This window comes from Arthrobacter sp. USHLN218 (assembly GCF_037144715.1).
Classification (GTDB): Bacteria; Actinomycetota; Actinomycetes; order Actinomycetales; family Micrococcaceae; genus Crystallibacter.
This window is the reverse complement of sequence record NZ_JBBCYT010000004.1, coordinates 364,992-382,856: the sequence shown is the minus strand read 5'-3', so window position 1 is coordinate 382,856 and position 17,865 is coordinate 364,992. Positions and strand designations below refer to the sequence as shown.

Sequence of the window (17,865 nt, the reverse complement as noted above, 5' to 3'; positions counted from 1 at the left end):
CACTGGCCGGAACTCCCCCCAACGGTTCCGGCCAGTTAAGGGCCACTGGCCGGAACTCCCCCCAACGGTTCCGGCCAGTTGCCTGTCCGGAAACAATCGCCCCCAAGGGAAGCGGCCGCTCTCGCCGCTCAGCAGCTCCTCAATACTGCCGCCGTTGACAGGGCCGCGGACGTCCCTCTCCCCGCAGCGGTCGCTGCCGCCTGACCCGGCTTGCCCTCGATTCGAGAGTCGTGGCGCGTTCCTCCGTCGCTTCGCGAACCCCGTCCGGTGTAGTCGGCGGCTCCATGTAGTTCGCCACCAGGCTGTCGCCTCGGCCCGAGCGCGTTGCGGGGGACCCCGCGCGACAGTGGCCCTTTGTGACGCGCGAGGGTGAAGCAATTTCCGTGGAAACACAAACAATTGAGATTTTCAACTTGATTTGTTGGCCGCCGTCACAGAATATCTTGTGTGTAACGATCATCACGTCGTGTTTGACCCCGCGAAGTGGGTCATCTCACACTAGCTAGTGAACAGGTGTTCAATAAGCGAACACCGGCGCGGCATCCCGCTCGCTGAGGGGGCACGAAGGAGTGGAAATGAAACGACCGAGGACCGCATCGGTATGACGGCGCAGGCGGTTGACAAGAGCGGTGCCGCGCACGCCGCACGCAAGCGTCCGCCCAGGAAGCTGCCCAGTAAGCAGCTGTTGGGGCTGGCGGGCATCCTGGCATTTCTGCTGATCTGGGAGATGGTGCCCCGGATCGGTATTGTCGAGCCGCGGTTTTTGCCGCCGGCGTCCGAGGTGATCGGGGCCCTGGCCCGGGATTTCGGGCTGACGGCTTTCTGGGCCGCGGTGGGTGAGACGATGCTGGCGTGGCTGCTGGGCCTGGCGATCGCTATCGTGCTGGCGACGGTGCTGGGCTTCATTATCGGTTCGTCGTCGTTCCTGCGGAAGCTGACCAATTCCACGGTGGAGTTCCTGCGGCCGATCCCGTCGGTGGCGCTGATCCCGCTGGCGGTGCTGCTGTTCGGGGTGAAGATCGAGTCCACGCTGATGCTGGTGGTCTATGCCTCCTTCTGGCAGGTCTTCATCCAGGTGCTCTACGGGGTGGCGGACGTGGACAACGTGGCCATGAATACGGCCAGGTCCTACGGGCTGGGCCGGGTGGCGCGGGTCCGGTACGTGGTTTTCCCGACCGCGCTGCCGTACCTGATGACCGGGGTGCGCCTGGCCGCGTCGGTGGCGCTGATCCTGGCGATCACGGCCGAACTGGTTATCGGCTCGCCCGGTTTGGGCCGTGAAATCGCATTGGCACAGTCCGGCGGCGCGATCTCGGGCATGTACGCGCTGGTCCTGGCGACCGGCCTGATCGGCGTCGTGATCAACCTGGTGATGCGCTGGATCGAGCGCAAGACCCTGTCCTGGCATTCGTCCATCCGTTCCGAGGTGATCGTATGAAAATTCTGAAGGGGATCGTGTACGCGCTGGCGCTGCCGGTCATCCTGGTCGTGATCTGGTGGGCCGCCACCCTCGGCGAGACCAACTTCTTCGTGCCCACGCCCGGTGTGCTGGCGGAGAAGTTCGGCGAGACCTGGTTCGGGGAGCGGATCATTTCCGACGTGCTGCCCAGTATTGCCCGGCTTTTCGTGGGCGTGGTCGCGGCGATCATTATCGGGATCGTGGGCGGGCTGCTGATCGGCTCGTTCAAGTGGCTGCGGGACCTGACCGAGCCGGTACTGGAGTTCTTCCGGGCCATCCCGCCGCCCGTGCTGGTGCCGGTCCTGATGCTGCTGATGGGGATCACGGACGGCATGAAGGTTGTCGTGATCATCTCCGGCTGTGTCTGGCCGGTGCTGCTGAACACGATCGAGGGCGTCCGGGCGATCGACCCGGTCCTCTCCGACAGCGCCCACACCTACGGCATCGGCGGCTGGGCCCGGATCAAGTACCTGGTCCTGCCGTCCGCGGGCCCGCAGATCATGGCCGGCGTCCGCCAGTGCCTGTCGATCGGCCTGATCCTGATGGTCATCTCCGAAATGTTCGCCTCCTCGTCGGGGCTCGGCTTCACCATCGTGCAGTTCCAGCGTTCGTTCGCGATTCCGGAAATGTGGTCCGGCATCGTGGTGCTGGGCCTGATCGGTGTGGCCATGTCGTTCATCTTCCAATTCACCGAGCGCAAGATCCTGCGCTGGTACCACGGCCTGCGAGAGGTAGAAAATGCAGTCTGATACGACCCCGGCACCGGCCGGCAAGACCCTGCCCGCCAACGAGGCCATGCTCTCGGTCCGCGGCATGAAAAAGGTCTACAAGACCGACGGCGGCGACATCGAGGCCGTCCGCAACCTCACTTTCGACCTGCGCGCCGGCGAGCTGGCTTGCCTGGTCGGCCCCTCCGGGTCCGGCAAGACCACGCTGCTCAAATGCATCGCCGGCCTGATGGCCCCGACCGAGGGCGAGGTGCTGCTCAACGGCACCCGGGTCGTCGGGCCGCCGAAGAAGATGGCCGTGGTGTTCCAGGAATACGGCCGCTCGCTCTTTCCCTGGATGCGGGTCCGCGAGAACGTCGAACTGCCGCTGAAGAACCAGGGCGTGCCCAGGGCCGAGCGCGACCGCCTGGTCGATGACGCCCTGGAAGCCGTGGGCCTGGCGCACGTGCCGCAGTCCTACCCGTGGCAGCTTTCCGGCGGCATGCAGCAGCGCGTCGCGATCGCCCGGGCCGTGGCCTACCAGCCCGAGGTCCTGCTGATGGACGAACCGTTCGCCGCGGTCGACGCGCAGACCCGCGCCGACCTCGAGGACCTGATCCGCACCGTCTGGCGCAAGCTCGGCGTGACCGTCCTGTTCGTCACCCACGACATCGACGAGTCCGTCTACCTCGGCCAGCGCGTCATCATCCTCTCCTCCTCGCCCACCGTCATCCAGGAAGACATCACCATCGACCTGCCCGACGAACGCGACCAGCTCAACACCCGAGCCCTCCCGAGGTTCACCGAACTGCGCCACCACGTCTACGAGCAGATCCAGCTCGCCAAGGCCGGACACCGCCCCGCCGCCGCCCGGCAGGCCTGATGGCCTTCGGCCGTTCTTAGGGGGTCCAGCAGGATCCCGAAGGCAGTTGCCCTTCCCTCAGGGGAGGGCAACTGCCGTTTGTGCAGGGGAAAGAACGACGGCGGTCTGCGGCCGGGAAACGCGGCAGCGGTCGCGGAGGCAGGCCGGCGGCCCGGGCCTAGGCGGGCGCCGGTGGTGAAGCCGGCGGCGGCTCCGATCCGGATCGACGGCAGTTAGGGCGCTTCGGCGGGGCCAGCCGGATCGGCTCACGCCCGGCCGGTTCGGCCGGGGAGGGGCGGGCACCGGAACCGTTATCTAAACGAAGCCCGGAATCGCTCCGCCCTGCACTTGGGCTGCGCCTAGGTTGGAGGAATCGAGGGGAGGCTGGATATGAGGCGGATAGTTCTGGCCGCGGTCACCGGCCTGGCCGTGCTGGTGCTGGCGGCCTGCGGTGGTCCCGAGGGGGTGGGCGCGTTCGCGGAGGAGGCGACTCCACGCGACGCCCTGCCGGGGTACCTGAAGGCGGCGGAGCTGGACCCCGCGAGCTCCCGGCTCCTGGCAGAGTCCGATGGGGTCGCTTTCTATGCGGCGAAACCGGCGGCCGACGGGGCGGCGTCGGCGGCATGCATTGTGATCGACGGGCAGCGCGACGGCTCGTCCTGGGTCGTGGGCTGCTCGGAGAAGGCGCCGGTGGCGACCGGCATCGACGGCGTGCAGGCCATGCTCGTGACGGACGGCTTCGATTCGTCCAAGCTGCAGCAGGACGGCTGGCGGGAGCTGCATCCGAACCTGCTGGTCAAGCGATCGTAGCGTTAGCTCCAGTGGCAGCGGCCGCGTTCCTCAAGACCGCGTTCCTCAAGATCGTGGTCCGGCGGGCTCCGGCCCGGCCGCCGCGCCTCAATCGGCGGACTTGAAGGCGATGCGCCTGAGCAGGGCGCGGAGCTGGCCGCGTTCTTCGAGACTGAGCTCGCCGAGTGAGTGCTCTTCGGAGGTGCGCACCAGGGCGAAGGCCTGCTTGTAGAGCTGTCGGCCCTCCGGGGTGGCGGCGATGACCTTGGAGCGGCGGTCGCGGGGGTCGGCTTCCCGGGTGACGGCTCCGCGGCGTTCCAGCTCGTCCACAAGTGCCACGATCTGGCTGGGATCCAGGCTGAGGAAGTCGGCCAGTTCGCGCTGCGAGGGGTTGAGGTCGCTGCAGGCCAGCGACAGCACCGAGTAGGAGCGCACCCTGAGGTCCAGCTCTTTGAGCGCGATGTTCGCCCGGCCGGAGCCGACGGAGCGGGCGCGGGCGGTCAGGAACTCGATTTCGTCGGCGAGTTCGGCGGCCATGAGCCGTTCCGGACCCGTGGCCGCTTCGTCCGCTTCCGCCGCCTGGGCTGTGCGGCTGGAGCGGGGCTCTGCCGTCTTCTGTACCGCCATGGTTCCTCGCATCTGGTTCGGGCAGGTCTTGCCGAAAATCTGTTGACTTTATCAATGGTATACGTTGTCATTGATTTTGGAACAGTCGCACGCTGGTTCCGGCGGTCGGCCGGGACCTAAGCAAAGGAGCTTTCGTTATGTCACTGGCAGGAAAAGCAGCCATCGTCACCGGCAGCGGCCGCGGGCTTGGCCTGGCCTACGCGCAGGAACTGGCGAAGCAGGGCGCCGCCGTCGTTATCAACGACGTGGACCAGCAGGTCGCGGACGAAGCCGTTGCCAGCATCACCGCAGCCGGCGGCCGGGCCGTGGCCGTGGTGGCCCCCGTGGGCTCGACGGAGACCGCGAAGCAGCTGGTGGCTGCCGCCGTCGATAATTTCGGCCGCCTGGACATCCTGGTCACCAACGCGGGCGTGCTGCGCGACAAGTCGCTGCTGAAGATGACGGACGAGGACTTCGACCTGGTCATCAACGTGCACCTGCGCGGGACCTTCACCTGCGTCCGCGAGGCCTACGCCTACTTCAAGGAGAACGGCATCGCCGGCCGGATCATCACGATCGGCTCGCCTACGGGCCAGCGCGGCAACTTCGGCCAGACGAACTATGCCGCCGCGAAGGCCGGGATCGTGGGCATGGTCCGCACCTGGGCGCTGGAGATGAAGAAGGCCGGCGTCACTGCCAACGCCATTATCCCGGTTGCCGCAACCGCGATGACCAAGACCGTGCCCTTCTTCCAGAAGGCGGTCGAGGCGGATGAGCGCGGGGAGGCCATGCCGGACTTCTTCCGCAAGGACCTTGGTTTTGGAACGGCCGACGACGTTGCCGGGCTGGTTGCGTACCTCGCCTCCGATGCGGCGGCCAAGGTCACAGGCCAGGCGATCGGCGTCGGCGGCGACCGCCTGCAGCTGTGGTCCCACCCGGAGGCCGTGGCGACCGAGTACCGCGACGGCGGCTGGACCTACGAGGCGCTGGGCGAGCGGTTCGACGACCTGTTCGGCCAGCGGCTGCAGACCGTCGGCGAGGAGTTCCCGGCGCTGCCGGCGGAACTGCAGCCTGAGACGGCGGGGAGCAAGTAATGGCGGTCAAGGCGTACGAACTCGGCGTCGATGCGGCGGCGCTGGATGCGATCGACATGCACGTGCATGTGGAGATCGACGGCCATGGGCATTGTTCGCTGCCCCCGGCACTGATGGACGCGTCCAGCGCGTACTTCAAGGCGGAGGAGCGGACACCGTCCCTGGACAGCATCGCCGAAACCTACCGGGCGCTGAACATGGCCGCCGTCGTGTTCACCGTCGACGCGCGAACCAAGCTTTCGCACAAGCCGAACAGCATCGAGGACATCGTCGAAGGGGCCGCGCGGAACAATGACGTGCTGATCCCGTTCGGCTCCGTGGACCCGCTGACCGGCTCGGAAGCGATCGTGCGGGCCAAGCGGCTGGCGGGGGACTACGGGGTCCGGGGCTTCAAGTTCCACCCGAGCCTCCAGGGTTTCGACCCGAGCCAGGGTGAGTTCTACCCGCTCTGGGAGGCGCTGCAGGAGATCGGCCTGCCGGCGATCTTCCACACCGGCCAGAACGGCATGGGCGCCGGCCTGCCCGGCGGCTACGGGATCAAGCTGGCCTACTCCAATCCGCTGCTGCTGGACGCCGTCGCCGCGGACTTCCCGGGGCTGCAGGTCATCATGGCGCATCCTTCGGTGCCGTGGCAGGACGAGGCCAACTCGATCGCCACGCACAAGTCCAACGTCTGGATCGACCTCTCGGGCTGGTCGCCGAAGTACTTCCCGGAGTCGCTGGTGAGGGCTTCGAACTCGATGCTGCAGGACAAGGTCCTCTTCGGGACGGATTTCCCGCTGATCACGCCGCAGAAATGGCTGGGCGCCTTTGCCGACCTGCCCCTGAAGGACGAGGTCCGGCCGAAGATCCTCAAGCACAACGCGATGCGCCTGCTGGGCCTGGGCACTGGCGGGCGACCATGAGCGTCGCCGCCGGCGTGCAGGAGCAGACCGCGTTCTATCCATCGGACCAGTACGGCTTCTCGACGCTGCTCAGCGAGGCCGAGCTGGCCGTGCTGGGCCGGCTGCGGGCGGTGCTGGACCAGCAGGTCAAGCCGTTGCTGGCGGACTACTGGGAACAGGGCGAGTTTCCCTACCAGATCACCAGGCCGCTGTTCGACCTGCGGCTGATGGACCCCGAGGAGCTGACAGCCGGCGGAGCGGTGCCCGGCGGCCTGTACACCGGCTTCCGGAACTTCGAACTGGCGCGGACCGACGCCTCCGTGGCGACGTTCTACAACGCCCAGTCCGGCCTGTTCCGCACGGCGGTCAACCTCGGCGGCAGTGACGAGCAGGCGGCGCGGCTCGATCCGCTGATCCGCTCCTTCGAGTACAAGGGCGTGTTTTCGCTGACCGAGCCGGACCATGGCTCCGACATTGCCGGCGGGCTGGCCACCAGCGCGCGGCGCGACGGCGGGGAGTGGGTCATCAACGGGCACAAGCGCTGGATCGGCGGGGCTGTCTCGGCCGACGTGCTGGCCGTGTTTGCCCGCGACGAGGCGGACGGACAGGTCAAGGCGTTCCTGGTGCCCACCGACGCGCCGGGCGTGGAGCTCTCCAAGATCCACCGCAAGACAGCGCTGCGCATGATGCAGAACTCGGACATCACGCTGACGGACGTCCGCGTACCGGAATCCGAGCGCCTGCAGCGGATCAATTCCTTCGCCGACGTCGCTGGCCTGCTGCGCAACATGCGGTCGGACGTTGCCTGGATCGCCGCCGGACTGCAGGCCGGAGCCTACGAGGCCGCCGTGCGGTACGTGAAGGGGCGCGAGCAGTTCGGCAAGCCGCTGGCCAGTTTCCAGCTGGTGCAGGACAAGCTTGCCACGATGCTGGGCAACGTCACGTCCTCGCTCGGCATGGTGGTCCGGCTGACCCAGCAGCAGGAGGCCGGCATCTTCAAAGACGAGAACTCCGCGCTGGCCAAGATGTTCACCTGCGCCCGGATGCGGGAAACCGTCGCCCTGGCGCGCGAGCTGGTAGGAGGCAACGGGATCACGCTGGACACAGACGTCGCACGTTTCCACGCGGATGCCGAAGCCGTCTACTCCTACGAAGGCACGCACGAAATCAACGCCCTGATTGTGGGCCGGGCTATCACCGGCACCGGGGCTTTCCGCTAGACCGGCCAACGCCGGACCCACCCGCAAGCACCACGAGGAGCAACCCATGAGCACCGCCAGCAAGACCATCGCCACGTTCGAGGAACTGCAAGGCCTGGTCGGCCAAGACCTCGGCTACACCAGCTACATCGAGATCACGCAGGAGCAGATCAACACCTTTGCCGAGGCGACCAACGACCACCAGTGGATCCACGTCGATCCGGAGCGCGCCAAGGACGGCCCGTTCGGCGCCCCGATCGCCCACGGCTTCCTCAGCCTGTCGCTGATCATTCCGTTCTGGAGCGAGCTGTTCGACGTCGAGGGCGTCAAGACCAAGGTCAACTACGGCCTGGACCGTGTCCGGTTCACCAATCCGGTCAAGGTCGGTTCGAAGGTCCGCATGCACTCCACGATCGCCGAGGTTACCGAGGTCAAGGGCGGCGTCCAGATCAAGACCAGCAACACCATCGAGATCGAAGGCGAGGAGCGTCCGGCCGTCGTCGCCGAATTCCTCGCCCGGTTCTACGCCTGACCGGCGGCCCACCACTACGGACCACCACTACAAGGAGCAGAGTATGAAGAAGCACTTCGGCAAGATGCTTGCGGTCGCGGCGGCCGCTGCGCTGGCGCTGACGGGCTGCGGCAGCGGTTCGCCGTCGGGCGGCGCGGCTCCGGCGGGCTCTGAAGCCGCGAACGGGGACCTGACCAAGGTTGTTGTCGGCGTCCTGCCGATCGCGCCGTCGGCCGCCGTGCAGTACGGGATCGACAAGGGCATCTTCGAGAAGCACGGCCTGGACATCGAGTTCCAGACCAGCTCCGCCGGCGCCGCCATGCTTCCGGCCGTCTCGACGGGCAGCATCAATATCGGCATCGGCAACCCTCTCTCCACCCTGGTCGCGGTGGACAAGGGCCTGGACATGAAAATCGTCTCCGGCTACTCGAACTCCAAGGCCGAGGGGGACGACATCACCGGCGTCGTCGTCAAGAAGGACTCCGGGATCAATTCCTGGAAGGACCTGGCGGACAAGACCGTGTCCGTCAACGCGGTGAACACGCAGGGCGACCTGACGATCATGGAGGCCGTCGAGAAGGACGGCGGGGACCCCAAGGCCGTGAAGTTCAGCGAGGTCGCGTTCCCGGATGCGCCGGCGCAGCTGGAACGGGGCAATATCGACGCCGCGTGGATGGCAGAGCCGTTCGTGGCCAATGCGCTGGCCGACGAGAACAACAAGCTGCTCGGTTACAACTACCAGGACGTCATCCCCGGGCTGCCGACGATGGTGGCCTTTACCTCCGGCAAGTATGCCCAGGACAACCCCGAGGCCGTCGCGGACTTCAAGGCCGCACTCGCCGAAACCCTGGACGCGGCCGAGGCCGACCAGGAGGGGATGAAGAGTACCGTCGCCACCTTCCTCAAGATCGACGAGGCGAAGGCCCAGGCGATCAACATGGAGGAGTTCTCCGGCGAACTGCGGACCGAGCAGATGACCAAGCTCGGCGAGCTGATGCAGAAGTACGACTTCGTTTCGAAGACACCGGACGTCAACGCCGTCCTGGTCAAGTAGCGGTCACCAACCACCTCAAGGAAGAGGCATCACTATGAAGAGGCGCTTTGCCACACTGCTGGCCGGCGGCGCGATCGCAGCGCTCGCCCTGACCGGCTGCGGTTCAGGTTCTCCCTCCGGCTCCTCCGAACCGGCCGGAAGCGAGGCGGCCGGCGGTGGCCTGCAGAAGGTCACCGTCGGCGTCCTGCCCATTGCCCCCTCCGGAGCCATGCAGTACGGCATCAACGAGGGGATCTTCGAGAAGCACGGGCTGGACGTCGAGCTCCAGACCGGCCAGGGCGGCGCGGCCATGCTGCCTGCCGTCTCCACCGGCACCATGAACTTCGCCGTCGGCAATCCGCTCTCGGTCATGACCGCCGTGGACAAGGGCCTGGACATGAAGATCGTGACCGGGTACAGCAACTCGAAGGCCGAGGGCGAGGACATCAACGCCGTCGTCGTCAAGGCGGACTCCGGCATCGACTCCTTCGCAGATCTTGCGGGCAAGACCACCGCAGTCAACACCCTCAAGACCCAGGGCGACCTGACCATCATGGAGAGTGCGGCGATCGACGGCGGCGACCCGAAGGCGCTGAAGTTCAGCGAAATGCCGTTCCCGGACATGGAGGCCCAGCTGGAACGCGGCAACGTGGACGCCATCTGGATTCCGGAGCCCTTCCAAACGAAGGCGCTGGCGAACACGGACTACAAGCTGCTGGGCTACCCGAACCAGAAGGCGCTGCCTGGCCTGCCGACCATGGTGACCTTCACCAGCGGAGGCTACGCCAGCGAGAACCCCGGGATCGTGGCGGACTTCAAGGCCGCCGTGACCGAGACGCTCGCCGCCGCCGAGGCGGACCCGGAGGGCGTGCGCGCCGTGCTGCCGGACTTCATGGGGATGGACGAGTCCGTGGCCAAGGGCCTGAAGATGGAAACCTTCGATGCCGAACTGCCTGCCGAGGTGCTCAGCGACATGGGCAAGCTGACGGTCAAGTACGGGTACGTCGAGAAGGACCCGGACGTGGCCGCGATGACGGTGCAGTAACCGCCGGAGCGGACGCAGGACCAGGCGCAGGGCGGTTCCCGGACTACGGGAGCCGCCCTGCGCCGTCGTGCGTTGAACCGTAGGATCGGCCTCAGGAAGGGCAGGAAGGGCAGGAAGGGCAGGAAGGGCAGGAAGGGCAGGAAGGGCAGGAAGGGCCGGAGGCGTCAGGAAATGGCCGGGGAAGTCAGTAAGTGTCAGGACAAGGCCGCGGCCCTGGCCTGCTCCGCGGCGAGCAGCTTGCCCAGCAGCCGGTCCAGCTCGCGAGCCTCGGACTCGTCCAGCCCGGCGACCAGCAGTTCGTTGACAGCCCGTGCCTTGCCTTCCAGCTCCTTGACGGCCTCGGCGCCGGCCTCGGTCAGGTCGACCCTGTTGCGCCGCCTGTCCGTGGCGTGCCGGCCGACGAGCAGCAGGCCCTTTTTCTGCATGCGGGCCAGGAGCTCGGCGAGAGTGGACTTATCCAACTGCGACAGCGCCACCAGCTCCCGCTGGCCGATCCCGGGATGGTCCCGGACGAAAGTGAGCACGCCGAACTGGACGGAGGAGATGTCGGGGGAGGCGTGCAGCTGCCAGAGCTGGCCATGGAACTGCAGCGCCCGCCGCAGCCAATAGCTGCGGAATTCGACGGCCTCGGAACCGGGCACCGGGAGCACCAACCTTTCAGCGGGGCCGATTGCGGATGGCCTAGGGATTGTGACCTGCCCCGCATTACCGTAACATCGTCCGGGTACGTACGACCGAACGGTCGGACAGTAATTCGATGTAGTAAGGCCACGCCCATGGATATCAAGGCTCGGATCGAAGCATCCCCGATGAGCAAGGCGCAGATCGGCATTGTTGCCATCTGCCTCGCGATGAACTTCATTGACGGCTACGACGTGCTGGTCATGGCGTTCAGCGCCACCGCCATCGCCGAGTCCTGGGGGCTCAGCGGCGGGGAACTCGGCCTGCTGCTCAGCGCCGCCCTGGCCGGCATGGCCATCGGCGCGATCTTCGTCGCGCAGATCGCGGATAAGATCGGGCGCCGCAACACCATCATCCTGTCCACCTCGGTGATCACCGTCGGCATGTTCGCCTCGGCGTTCGCACCCAACTACGAGACGCTGCTGGCGCTGCGCGTCGTGACCGGCATGGCCGCCGGCACCATGCAGACCAGCCTGAACGTGCTGGTCGCCGAGTATTCCAACGCCCGGCGGCGCGCCACCGCGGTCAGCCTCTACAGTGCAGGCCTGCCCATCGGCGGCGTGCTCGGCGGCATCATCGTCGCGGCGCTGCTCACCCGCTTCGAGTGGCACGCCGGTTTCATCTTCGGCGGCATCATTACGTTCATCATGCTGCCCATCGTGCTGAAGTGGCTGCCCGAGTCGATCGACTACCTGAACGCCAAGCGGCCGGAAGGCGCGCTGGAGAAGATCAACGGGATCTTCGTCCGCCTCGAACAGCCCGCCCTTGCCGCGCTCCCCGCCGCCCCGGTCACCACCGGCCAGCCATCCAACAAGCTGGTCGCGATCTTCTCCAACGGGCAGGCGCCCAAGACGAGCCTGCTGGCCCTGGCCTTCATGATGATCATGGGCTCGTTCTACTTCGCCAACTCCTGGACCCCGCGCCTGCTGACCGAATCCGGCTACTCCGCCAATGAGGGCATCACCGCCGGCGTGCTCTTCAGCGTCGGTTCCATCATCGGCTCGATCGTCTTTGCCTACTTCGGCTCCCGGTACGATCTGAAGCGCACGCTGGCCGTCTTCTTCCTGCTGGCCGCGGCCGCATTCGCGGTGTTCGCCCTGTTCGCCAACCAGCTGAACACGGCGCTCGTGCTGGCCGGGCTGCTGGGGCTCCTGTGCAACGCCACCATCGCCGGCATGTTCTCGATCGGCCCGGTCTACTACGATGCCTCCGTCCGCGCTACCGCGGTGGGCCTGATCGGCGGCATCGGCCGGTCCGGCGGCATCGTCTCCCCGATCGTCGCCGGGGCGCTGGTCGACGCCGGCTGGGTCCCGGGCAACATCTACTTTGTCTTTATCCTCCCGCTGGTCCTCGGCGCCGTCGCGATCACGGTGCTCCGCAAGCCGAAGTCGCTGAGTGCCCCGGTGGAACCGGCGGCAGCGGTGGCCGGGCAGCTGGCCGGATCCCGCTAGCCGCCGGCGGGCCCGGCGCGGGGCTTAGTGCCCGAATTCGTCCGCGTCGTAGATGTCCGCCACGCCGGTATCCATTGCGGAAAGCTCCCGGACCTCGGCGTCGTCGAGCGTGAAGTCGAACACGGCAAGGTTCTCGGCGAGGCGCTCCGGCCGGCCGGACTTGGGGATGGCAACGAAGCCCTGCTGGGTATGCCAGCGCAACACGATCTGCGCGGGCGTCCGGTTGTACTTGTCCGCGAGTGCGGTGAGGGCCGGCACCCGCAGCAGCGAGCCGCCGCGGCCCAGCGGGCTCCAGGCCTCGGTGGCGATGCCGTGCCCGCGGTGCAGCTCGACCAGGTCGCCGCGCGTGTGCCGCGGGTCCAGCTGGATCTGGTTGACGTCGGGCACCAGCCCGGCGTCGAATAGCCGCTGCAGGTGGGCGGGCTTGAAATTGGAGGTGCCTATCGCCCTGACCAGCCCCTCCTCCAGCAGCGCGGCCATGCCCTTGAAGGCCTCCACGTAGCGGTCCTGTGCCGGATTTGGCCAGTGGATCAGCAGCAGGTCCACATACTCGACCCCCAGCCGCCCGGCGCCGGCTTCGAAAGCCCGCCGGACGCCGTCGTAACTGTGCCATTCCTTATTGAACTTGGTGGTGATGAAGACGTCTTCGCGGGACAGCCCGCTGCGGCGCACGCCTTCGCCGACTCCGGCCTCGTTCCCGTAGTTCTCGGCGGTGTCGATGAGCCGGTAGCCCAAGCCGAGGGCGCGTTCGACGGCGTCGGCGGTCTCCGCGTTGTCCATCGGCCAGGTGCCCAGGCCCAGCAGCGGGATGGCGGCGCCGTTGCGCAGGTCCAGCAGGGGTGCGGTCTGTCCAGTCACTGTTCTCCCAGGGTCGTCGTCTTGGTCACCAGCCTAGGCCTTTGCGGGGGCGGCCGCAGTGGCCAAGGCCAATGGGGAGGCAAAGCGAAGGCCCGGTGCCGCTAACCCTCTCGGGAAGCGGCGCCGGGCCCATCGGGTTCCGCGGGGCGGAGACGGAATCAGGCGTTGGCCGGCTCCAGGGCGCCAGCCAGCGCGGAAACGACGCCGGCCAGTTCGGCGGCGGTCTCGGCGTGGTCCTTCGGGTGGGTCCCGGCGAAGACCTCGAACCGGCCGCCCACGGTGATGGACACGTCCTCGAGGACCTTCGCGCCGGCAACACCAAGGGCCTTGCGCGTGTTCTCGTTGGCCCACTGGGCGCCGAAGCCGGAGGGGGAGGCGCTGACCACGGCGGCCGGCATGTCCTTCACGGCACCGGCGCCGAACGGGCGGGACAGCCAGTCGATGGCATTGGTCAGCACGGCCGGGGTGGTGCCGTTGTACTCGGGGGTCACGAACAGCACGGCGTCGGCCTCGCCGGCCGCCTCGCGCAGGGCTGCCGCGGCGGCCGGCACCTGGCCCTCGACGTCGAGGTCCTCGTTGTAGAAGGGGATGGAGGCAAGGCCTTCGTACAGGGTCACCTCGGCACCTTCGGGGGCAACGGCGGCGGCCGCTTCGGCCAGCTTGCGGTTGACGGAGGCGCCGCGGAGGCTGCCGACGAGGGTGAGGACCTTGATGCTCATGAATCTCCTAAGCCAAGTGGTTGGTACACGCATGACAACCCGAGGCCCGGACGATTCATTCCTCGTCCGCGGCGTGGGGTTCCTCACTCCGGCCGGGGGCCTCCAGCGCTTTGATGAGCGCCGCCAGCTGTGGATGCAGCTCCGGCAGGGCGGCGCCTGCGGCGTGGGCGGCACGGCCGACAGCCAGCTGCGCGGCTGCGGCGGCGCGGCGTCCCTTGTCTGTCAGCACGTATCCGGCGCTCCGTCCGGCCGAGTGCGGCCGGTCCACGTAGCCGCGGGACTCCAGCCTGGAGAGGAGCGCCTTGACGTCTTCGCCCGGCGCGCCTGCGAGGAGGGTGAGCTCGGCAGCGCTCAGCGGGCCGGCCGCGAGCTTCTCCAGCAGGGTCAGTGACTGCCGGTTCAGGCCCAGCGGGGCCAGGGCCTTGTCCGCGGTGCCCTCCAAGGCGGCGGCGGCAGCGGTGAGGAGGTAAAGAATGGAGCCGGCGCCGTACTCGGCGGGCGGGTTGTGCAGATCCACGGATTCCTTAAACGCGAAAGAACCCGGCTACTGCTTAACCAGAATGAACAATCATACCCCGTGGGAAGGGGCGTTGGATGCTAGGGGTCTGCGGGCGGCTGCCCCGGCTGCTGCTGCCCGCGGTGCTTCTGCGCGCGCGATTCGAGCCAGGCTTGGACGTCGCGCAGCCTGATCCGCCGGTGGGTGCCGCGGTACTCAACCGGAATGGTGCCGGCGTCGGTCAATTTCCGCATGTACGTCAGGGAGATCCCGGCGACCTCGGCCGCTTGGGAGGTGTTGAGCAGCCCCTCGGCCGAGCTGACCATGACGGCGTCGCCGTCGGCCAGGCGGCGCAGGACATCGACGACGGCGTCCCGCGCCTTGGCGGGCAGCTTCACCGTGGTGCCATTGACGAAGACGGTCACGTCATCGCTTTCGCCCAGCGCGCGGGCGAGCCGCCGGGATTCGGACTCCGGCAGGGCGTCCGTGGTGCGTGGTTTCAGCTGCGCCATAGCACCTACCCTAATCCACCGGGCCCCTGCGCCCGGGGCGCTGGCCGCGGAGTAAGTGGACGGCTGGACCAGGAGGCGGACGGGGCGGCGGCGGCCGACAAAGGCCAGCCAGCGGCGCCAACCCGGAGGTGACGTTGGCCGCAGAGTACCGTCCTCGTGTTAACAGGTCGCCCAAGGGTTAAGTAGGCTCTGTATATGCCCACGATCAGAAACCGCCGCGCAGCAGCACTGCCGGCGAAGCTCTCCCGTTCCTGGCTCCTGGCATCGGCTGCCGACGAAGCCAACTTCGCCCCCGCCCTTGCCTCCGAAGCCGACTCCGTCATCTTCGACATGGAAGATGCAGTCCCGGCGGCGGGCAAGGCCGAGGCCCGGGAGCGCGTGGTCGAAGCGCTGTCGAACGGCATGACCGCCTGGGTCCGGGTCAATGGTATGGAAACCGACTACTGGGCCGATGACCTGGCCGCACTGTCCAAGGCGCCCGGCCTGCGCGGCGTGATGCTCGCGATGACCGAGCGTCCCGAGCAGGTGACCCACACGGCCATGCGCCTGCATGCGGGTACGCCGGTGGTCGCGCTGATCGAATCCGCCGTCGGCATCGAGAACGCCACGGCCATTGCCAGCGCCCCCGGGACCTTCCGCCTGGCTTTCGGCGTCGGCGACTTCCGCCGCGACACCGGCGCCAGCGACGAACCCATGGCCCTCGCCTATGCGCGCTCGCGGCTCGTGATCGCCTCCCGTGTGGGCCAGCTGCCCGGCCCGATCGACGGACCGAGCGTCGGAATGCTGGGCGACGACCTGCTGGAGGCCTGCAAGGTCACGGCATCGATGGGCATGACCGGGAAGCTCTGCCTGCTGCTTGAGGCAGCGGACACCATCAACAAGGGCCTTTCGCCGAGCGAGTCCGAGATCCGCTGGGCGCACGAGCTGCTGAGTGCGCACGCCGCCGGTGCCGTGGTGGGCGACGGCTCCTACCTTCCCCGACTGGCCCGCGCCGAGAAGATCTCCTCGCTCGCGGATTCCTACGGACTCTGGAACGCCTGACCCAGGTACGCCGGGCTTAGGCCGCCGGAGGCGTCAGTTCAGTGGCTGCGAGAACAGCTGGTGCAGGCTGAGCGGGGCCTCGCCCGTGAGCAGTTCGACGTCGTTGGTGGTCTTGGCGAGCTCGCCGCGCGCGATCGCGGTGTAGGTGCTGACCCAGGCATCCAGCTGCCATGCCGCGGCACCGAAGTGGGCACGCGAGGCGTACGCCTCCTCCACCGTCTCATTGTGGAAGCTCAGCTGCCGTCCCGTGGCCTCTGTCAGGATGGCCGCGGCTTCCGCCAGCGTCAGGGCCTCGGGACCGGTGAGATTGTAGGTGAACCCGGCGTGCGGGATGGGCTGCTGGAGAATGGCTGCGGCCACGCGCGCCACATCGGACCGGGCCACAAATGCTGCGCGCCCGTCCTCGGCGGGCCCGCGGATCACGCCGTTCCGGTCCGCGAAGTCGGGCAGGATGTCTGCGTAGAAGTTGTTGCGCAGCAGGGTGAACTTGGCCCCGGTTTCCCGCAGCTTCTCCTCGGTGGCGAAATGGTCCCGAGCGAGGGTGAAGGTCGCATCCGGGTCGGCGCCGGCGAACGATGTGTAGACGATGTGCTCGACGCCTGCCTCCATGGCGGCGTCGATGAACGTGAAGTGCTGCTGCAGCCGGTCTTCGGACTCCGCCGCTGACACCATGAATACCGTCCCGATGCCTTCCAGCGCCCGGCGGCAGGCGCCCGGGTCGCCGAAGCCGGCCACCGCCGTCGTTGTTCCCGGAAGTCCGGGGGCGCGGGAGGCGTCGCGCAGGACCAGGCGAAGCGGGATCCCCTCCGCGGCGAGCAGGCGCGCCGTTTCGCCGCCGAGCCGGCCGGAGGCGCCGGTGATGGCGATGGTGGGAGGGGCGGGATTCTTATCCGGCATCATGGCTCCAAGCATAGGGCCGGGAACCCGTGCGTGGTCAGCGCCGTCGGCTGCACCGCGGCCGCCGGCGTGCACGTTCCGGCGGCCGGCCGGGAAATTCATCTTGAGTTTCCCGGCCCTTCTCCGTCCGCGGTTAGCGTTGGTCGGGTGCCAGAGGTATTCGTCGCATTGGGGGACAGCTTCACCGAAGGCGTGGGCGACCGGAACAAGAAGTTCCCGAACGGGGTGCGGGGCTGGGCCGACCGCCTGGCCAAACAGCTGGCCAAGAAAAATCCGGAGCTGTGCTACGCCAACCTGGCCGTGCGGAGCAAGCGGCTGCACCAGATCGTGGCGGACCAGCTGGAGCCGGCCCTGGCCATGAACCCGACGCTGATCACGTTCTACGCCGGCGGCAACGACATCCTGGAGATCCGCAAGGACATGGACGAGCTGCTGGAGCAGTACGAGGCGGCCGTGGCCCGGCTGGCGTCGACCGGCGCCCGGCTGGTGCTCTTCACCGGGTTCGACGTGATGCTGCCGTCGGTGCTGGAACCAATGCGCCGGCGGAACTGGCAATACAACGAGGCGGTGCGGGCCATAGCGCGCAAGTATGGGGCGCTGCTGGTGGACCACTGGACCTTCGACGCCTACCAGGACAAGCGGATGTGGGACTCGGACCGGCTGCACATGTCGCCGGCCGGCCACAAGTACATGGCCGCGCAGGTCCTGGAGCTGCTCGGCGTCGAACACACCCTGAAGATCCGGCCGCTGGGGCCGATGGAGCGTTACGGCTGGCGGGAAATGCTGCGCCGCGATCGGGCCTGGATGCATGAATGGGTCGTGCCGATGTTCGGCCGCAAGCTGCGCGGCGTCACGCTGGGGGACAACCTGCCGCCGCGCTGGCCGGAGCCGGTCAGGGTTTCCGACGGTTTGAAGAAGCTGGCCAAAAGGGCGGGAAGGGCCCCGGTGGGATAGGCCGCAGGGGACCTAGACTTGTGGATCATGAAGACTATGCGCAAATTCCGCACGCCCATCGTCTGGC

At 67.6% G+C, this 17,865-nt stretch carries 20 protein-coding genes; 13 read left to right on the top strand and 7 right to left on the bottom strand.

What is annotated here, in order from left to right:
- Positions 1–601: 601 nt before the first annotated feature.
- From WFH44_RS11645 to WFH44_RS11630, 4 genes are all read left to right on the top strand, one after another.
- A complete protein-coding gene (locus WFH44_RS11645; RefSeq protein WP_336714031.1) occupies positions 602–1,438 on the top strand; it encodes an ABC transporter permease in 837 nt (278 codons plus the stop codon).
- The gene (locus WFH44_RS11640) at positions 1,435–2,208 is read left to right on the top strand and encodes an ABC transporter permease (protein WP_336714030.1); all 774 of its coding nucleotides are present in this window, start codon (positions 1,435–1,437) and stop codon (positions 2,206–2,208) included. The genes WFH44_RS11645 and WFH44_RS11640 overlap by 4 nt, the downstream gene beginning before the upstream one ends.
- The gene (locus WFH44_RS11635) at positions 2,198–3,049 is read left to right on the top strand and encodes an ABC transporter ATP-binding protein (protein WP_336714029.1); all 852 of its coding nucleotides are present in this window, start codon (positions 2,198–2,200) and stop codon (positions 3,047–3,049) included. The genes WFH44_RS11640 and WFH44_RS11635 overlap by 11 nt, the downstream gene beginning before the upstream one ends.
- Before the next feature lie 369 nt (positions 3,050–3,418).
- The gene (locus WFH44_RS11630) at positions 3,419–3,838 is read left to right on the top strand and encodes a hypothetical protein (RefSeq protein ID WP_336714028.1); all 420 of its coding nucleotides are present in this window, start codon (positions 3,419–3,421) and stop codon (positions 3,836–3,838) included.
- A gap of 87 nt (positions 3,839–3,925) precedes the next feature.
- Here the strand turns inward: WFH44_RS11630 and WFH44_RS11625 are convergent, their stop codons facing one another.
- Complete coding sequence (locus tag WFH44_RS11625; protein ID WP_336714027.1) at positions 3,926–4,444, bottom strand: MarR family winged helix-turn-helix transcriptional regulator; 519 nt, start codon at positions 4,442–4,444, stop codon at positions 3,926–3,928.
- A 137-nt stretch (positions 4,445–4,581) separates the two neighbouring features.
- Here WFH44_RS11625 and WFH44_RS11620 point away from each other — a divergent pair, with 137 nt between their 5' ends.
- Genes WFH44_RS11620 through WFH44_RS11595 form a run of 6 tightly spaced genes read left to right on the top strand, consistent with a single transcriptional unit; the run spans position 4,582 to position 10,189 of the window.
- Positions 4,582–5,517 carry an SDR family NAD(P)-dependent oxidoreductase gene (locus WFH44_RS11620; protein ID WP_336714026.1) on the top strand — a complete coding sequence of 312 codons (936 nt, stop codon included), beginning with the start codon at positions 4,582–4,584 and terminating at the stop codon, positions 5,515–5,517.
- Positions 5,517–6,422, top strand: a complete 906-nt coding sequence (locus tag WFH44_RS11615) for an amidohydrolase family protein (RefSeq protein ID WP_336714025.1) — start codon at positions 5,517–5,519, stop codon at positions 6,420–6,422. Before WFH44_RS11620 ends, WFH44_RS11615 begins: the two co-directional genes overlap by 1 nt.
- Positions 6,419–7,621: an acyl-CoA dehydrogenase family protein gene (locus WFH44_RS11610; protein WP_336714024.1), complete on the top strand. Its 1,203-nt coding sequence runs from the start codon at positions 6,419–6,421 to the stop codon at positions 7,619–7,621. The genes WFH44_RS11615 and WFH44_RS11610 overlap by 4 nt, the downstream gene beginning before the upstream one ends.
- A gap of 46 nt (positions 7,622–7,667) precedes the next feature.
- On the top strand, positions 7,668–8,132 hold the full coding sequence (locus WFH44_RS11605; protein ID WP_336714023.1) for a MaoC family dehydratase: 465 nt from the start codon (positions 7,668–7,670) through the stop codon (positions 8,130–8,132).
- 43 nt (positions 8,133–8,175) lie between these two features.
- Positions 8,176–9,165 carry an ABC transporter substrate-binding protein gene (locus tag WFH44_RS11600; protein ID WP_336714022.1) on the top strand — a complete coding sequence of 330 codons (990 nt, stop codon included), beginning with the start codon at positions 8,176–8,178 and terminating at the stop codon, positions 9,163–9,165.
- Between the two features lie 34 nt (positions 9,166–9,199).
- Positions 9,200–10,189 carry an ABC transporter substrate-binding protein gene (locus WFH44_RS11595; protein WP_336714021.1) on the top strand — a complete coding sequence of 330 codons (990 nt, stop codon included), beginning with the start codon at positions 9,200–9,202 and terminating at the stop codon, positions 10,187–10,189.
- Positions 10,190–10,383: 194 nt separating this feature from the next.
- Here the strand turns inward: WFH44_RS11595 and WFH44_RS11590 are convergent, their stop codons facing one another.
- Entirely contained in the window at positions 10,384–10,830 is a 447-nt protein-coding gene (locus WFH44_RS11590; protein WP_336714020.1) for a MarR family winged helix-turn-helix transcriptional regulator, read from the bottom strand.
- Positions 10,831–10,965: 135 nt separating this feature from the next.
- On the opposite strand from WFH44_RS11590, the gene WFH44_RS11585 reads away from it, so the two are divergent.
- Positions 10,966–12,321 carry an MFS transporter gene (locus tag WFH44_RS11585; protein ID WP_336714019.1) on the top strand — a complete coding sequence of 452 codons (1,356 nt, stop codon included), beginning with the start codon at positions 10,966–10,968 and terminating at the stop codon, positions 12,319–12,321.
- Positions 12,322–12,345: 24 nt separating this feature from the next.
- On the opposite strand, the gene WFH44_RS11580 is transcribed toward WFH44_RS11585, so the two are convergent.
- From WFH44_RS11580 to WFH44_RS11565, 4 genes are all read right to left on the bottom strand, one after another.
- A complete protein-coding gene (locus WFH44_RS11580) occupies positions 12,346–13,179 on the bottom strand; it encodes an aldo/keto reductase (RefSeq protein ID WP_336714018.1) in 834 nt (277 codons plus the stop codon).
- A 158-nt stretch (positions 13,180–13,337) separates the two neighbouring features.
- Positions 13,338–13,898, bottom strand: coding sequence for an NAD(P)H-dependent oxidoreductase (locus WFH44_RS11575; RefSeq protein ID WP_336714017.1), 561 nt, complete (start codon positions 13,896–13,898; stop codon positions 13,338–13,340).
- Positions 13,899–13,953: 55 nt separating this feature from the next.
- Positions 13,954–14,415 carry a hypothetical protein gene (locus WFH44_RS11570; RefSeq protein WP_336714016.1) on the bottom strand — a complete coding sequence of 154 codons (462 nt, stop codon included), beginning with the start codon at positions 14,413–14,415 and terminating at the stop codon, positions 13,954–13,956.
- Between the two features lie 80 nt (positions 14,416–14,495).
- Complete coding sequence (locus tag WFH44_RS11565) at positions 14,496–14,906, bottom strand: helix-turn-helix domain-containing protein (RefSeq protein WP_336714015.1); 411 nt, start codon at positions 14,904–14,906, stop codon at positions 14,496–14,498.
- Positions 14,907–15,101: 195 nt separating this feature from the next.
- Here WFH44_RS11565 and WFH44_RS11560 point away from each other — a divergent pair, with 195 nt between their 5' ends.
- On the top strand, positions 15,102–15,947 hold the full coding sequence (locus tag WFH44_RS11560) for an HpcH/HpaI aldolase/citrate lyase family protein (protein ID WP_336714014.1): 846 nt from the start codon (positions 15,102–15,104) through the stop codon (positions 15,945–15,947).
- Positions 15,948–15,980: 33 nt separating this feature from the next.
- Here WFH44_RS11560 and WFH44_RS11555 read toward each other — a convergent pair whose 3' ends face one another.
- The gene (locus WFH44_RS11555; RefSeq protein WP_442892899.1) at positions 15,981–16,847 is read right to left on the bottom strand and encodes an SDR family oxidoreductase; all 867 of its coding nucleotides are present in this window, start codon (positions 16,845–16,847) and stop codon (positions 15,981–15,983) included.
- Positions 16,848–16,991: 144 nt separating this feature from the next.
- Here WFH44_RS11555 and WFH44_RS11550 point away from each other — a divergent pair, with 144 nt between their 5' ends.
- Positions 16,992–17,798 (top strand): SGNH/GDSL hydrolase family protein, encoded by an 807-nt coding sequence (locus tag WFH44_RS11550; protein ID WP_336714013.1) that lies wholly within the window; start codon positions 16,992–16,994, stop codon positions 17,796–17,798.
- The last annotated feature ends 67 nt before the right edge of the window (positions 17,799–17,865 follow it).

Bases quoted from the DNA above. Each gene is read 5' to 3' on its own strand.
- WFH44_RS11645 (WP_336714031.1), top strand. From the start codon at position 602: ATGACGGCGCAGGCGGTTGACAAGAGCGGTGCCGCGCACGCCGCACGC.
- WFH44_RS11640 (WP_336714030.1), top strand. From the start codon at position 1,435: ATGAAAATTCTGAAGGGGATCGTGTACGCGCTGGCGCTGCCGGTCATC.
- WFH44_RS11635 (WP_336714029.1), top strand. From the start codon at position 2,198: ATGCAGTCTGATACGACCCCGGCACCGGCCGGCAAGACCCTGCCCGCC.
- WFH44_RS11630 (WP_336714028.1), top strand. From the start codon at position 3,419: ATGAGGCGGATAGTTCTGGCCGCGGTCACCGGCCTGGCCGTGCTGGTG.
- WFH44_RS11625 (WP_336714027.1), bottom strand. From the start codon at position 4,444: ATGGCGGTACAGAAGACGGCAGAGCCCCGCTCCAGCCGCACAGCCCAG.
- WFH44_RS11620 (WP_336714026.1), top strand. From the start codon at position 4,582: ATGTCACTGGCAGGAAAAGCAGCCATCGTCACCGGCAGCGGCCGCGGG.
- WFH44_RS11615 (WP_336714025.1), top strand. From the start codon at position 5,517: ATGGCGGTCAAGGCGTACGAACTCGGCGTCGATGCGGCGGCGCTGGAT.
- WFH44_RS11610 (WP_336714024.1), top strand. From the start codon at position 6,419: ATGAGCGTCGCCGCCGGCGTGCAGGAGCAGACCGCGTTCTATCCATCG.
- WFH44_RS11605 (WP_336714023.1), top strand. From the start codon at position 7,668: ATGAGCACCGCCAGCAAGACCATCGCCACGTTCGAGGAACTGCAAGGC.
- WFH44_RS11600 (WP_336714022.1), top strand. From the start codon at position 8,176: ATGAAGAAGCACTTCGGCAAGATGCTTGCGGTCGCGGCGGCCGCTGCG.
- WFH44_RS11595 (WP_336714021.1), top strand. From the start codon at position 9,200: ATGAAGAGGCGCTTTGCCACACTGCTGGCCGGCGGCGCGATCGCAGCG.
- WFH44_RS11585 (WP_336714019.1), top strand. From the start codon at position 10,966: ATGGATATCAAGGCTCGGATCGAAGCATCCCCGATGAGCAAGGCGCAG.
- WFH44_RS11575 (WP_336714017.1), bottom strand. From the start codon at position 13,898: ATGAGCATCAAGGTCCTCACCCTCGTCGGCAGCCTCCGCGGCGCCTCC.
- WFH44_RS11565 (WP_336714015.1), bottom strand. From the start codon at position 14,906: ATGGCGCAGCTGAAACCACGCACCACGGACGCCCTGCCGGAGTCCGAA.
- WFH44_RS11560 (WP_336714014.1), top strand. From the start codon at position 15,102: ATGCCCACGATCAGAAACCGCCGCGCAGCAGCACTGCCGGCGAAGCTC.
- WFH44_RS11555 (WP_442892899.1), bottom strand. From the start codon at position 16,847: ATGATGCCGGATAAGAATCCCGCCCCTCCCACCATCGCCATCACCGGC.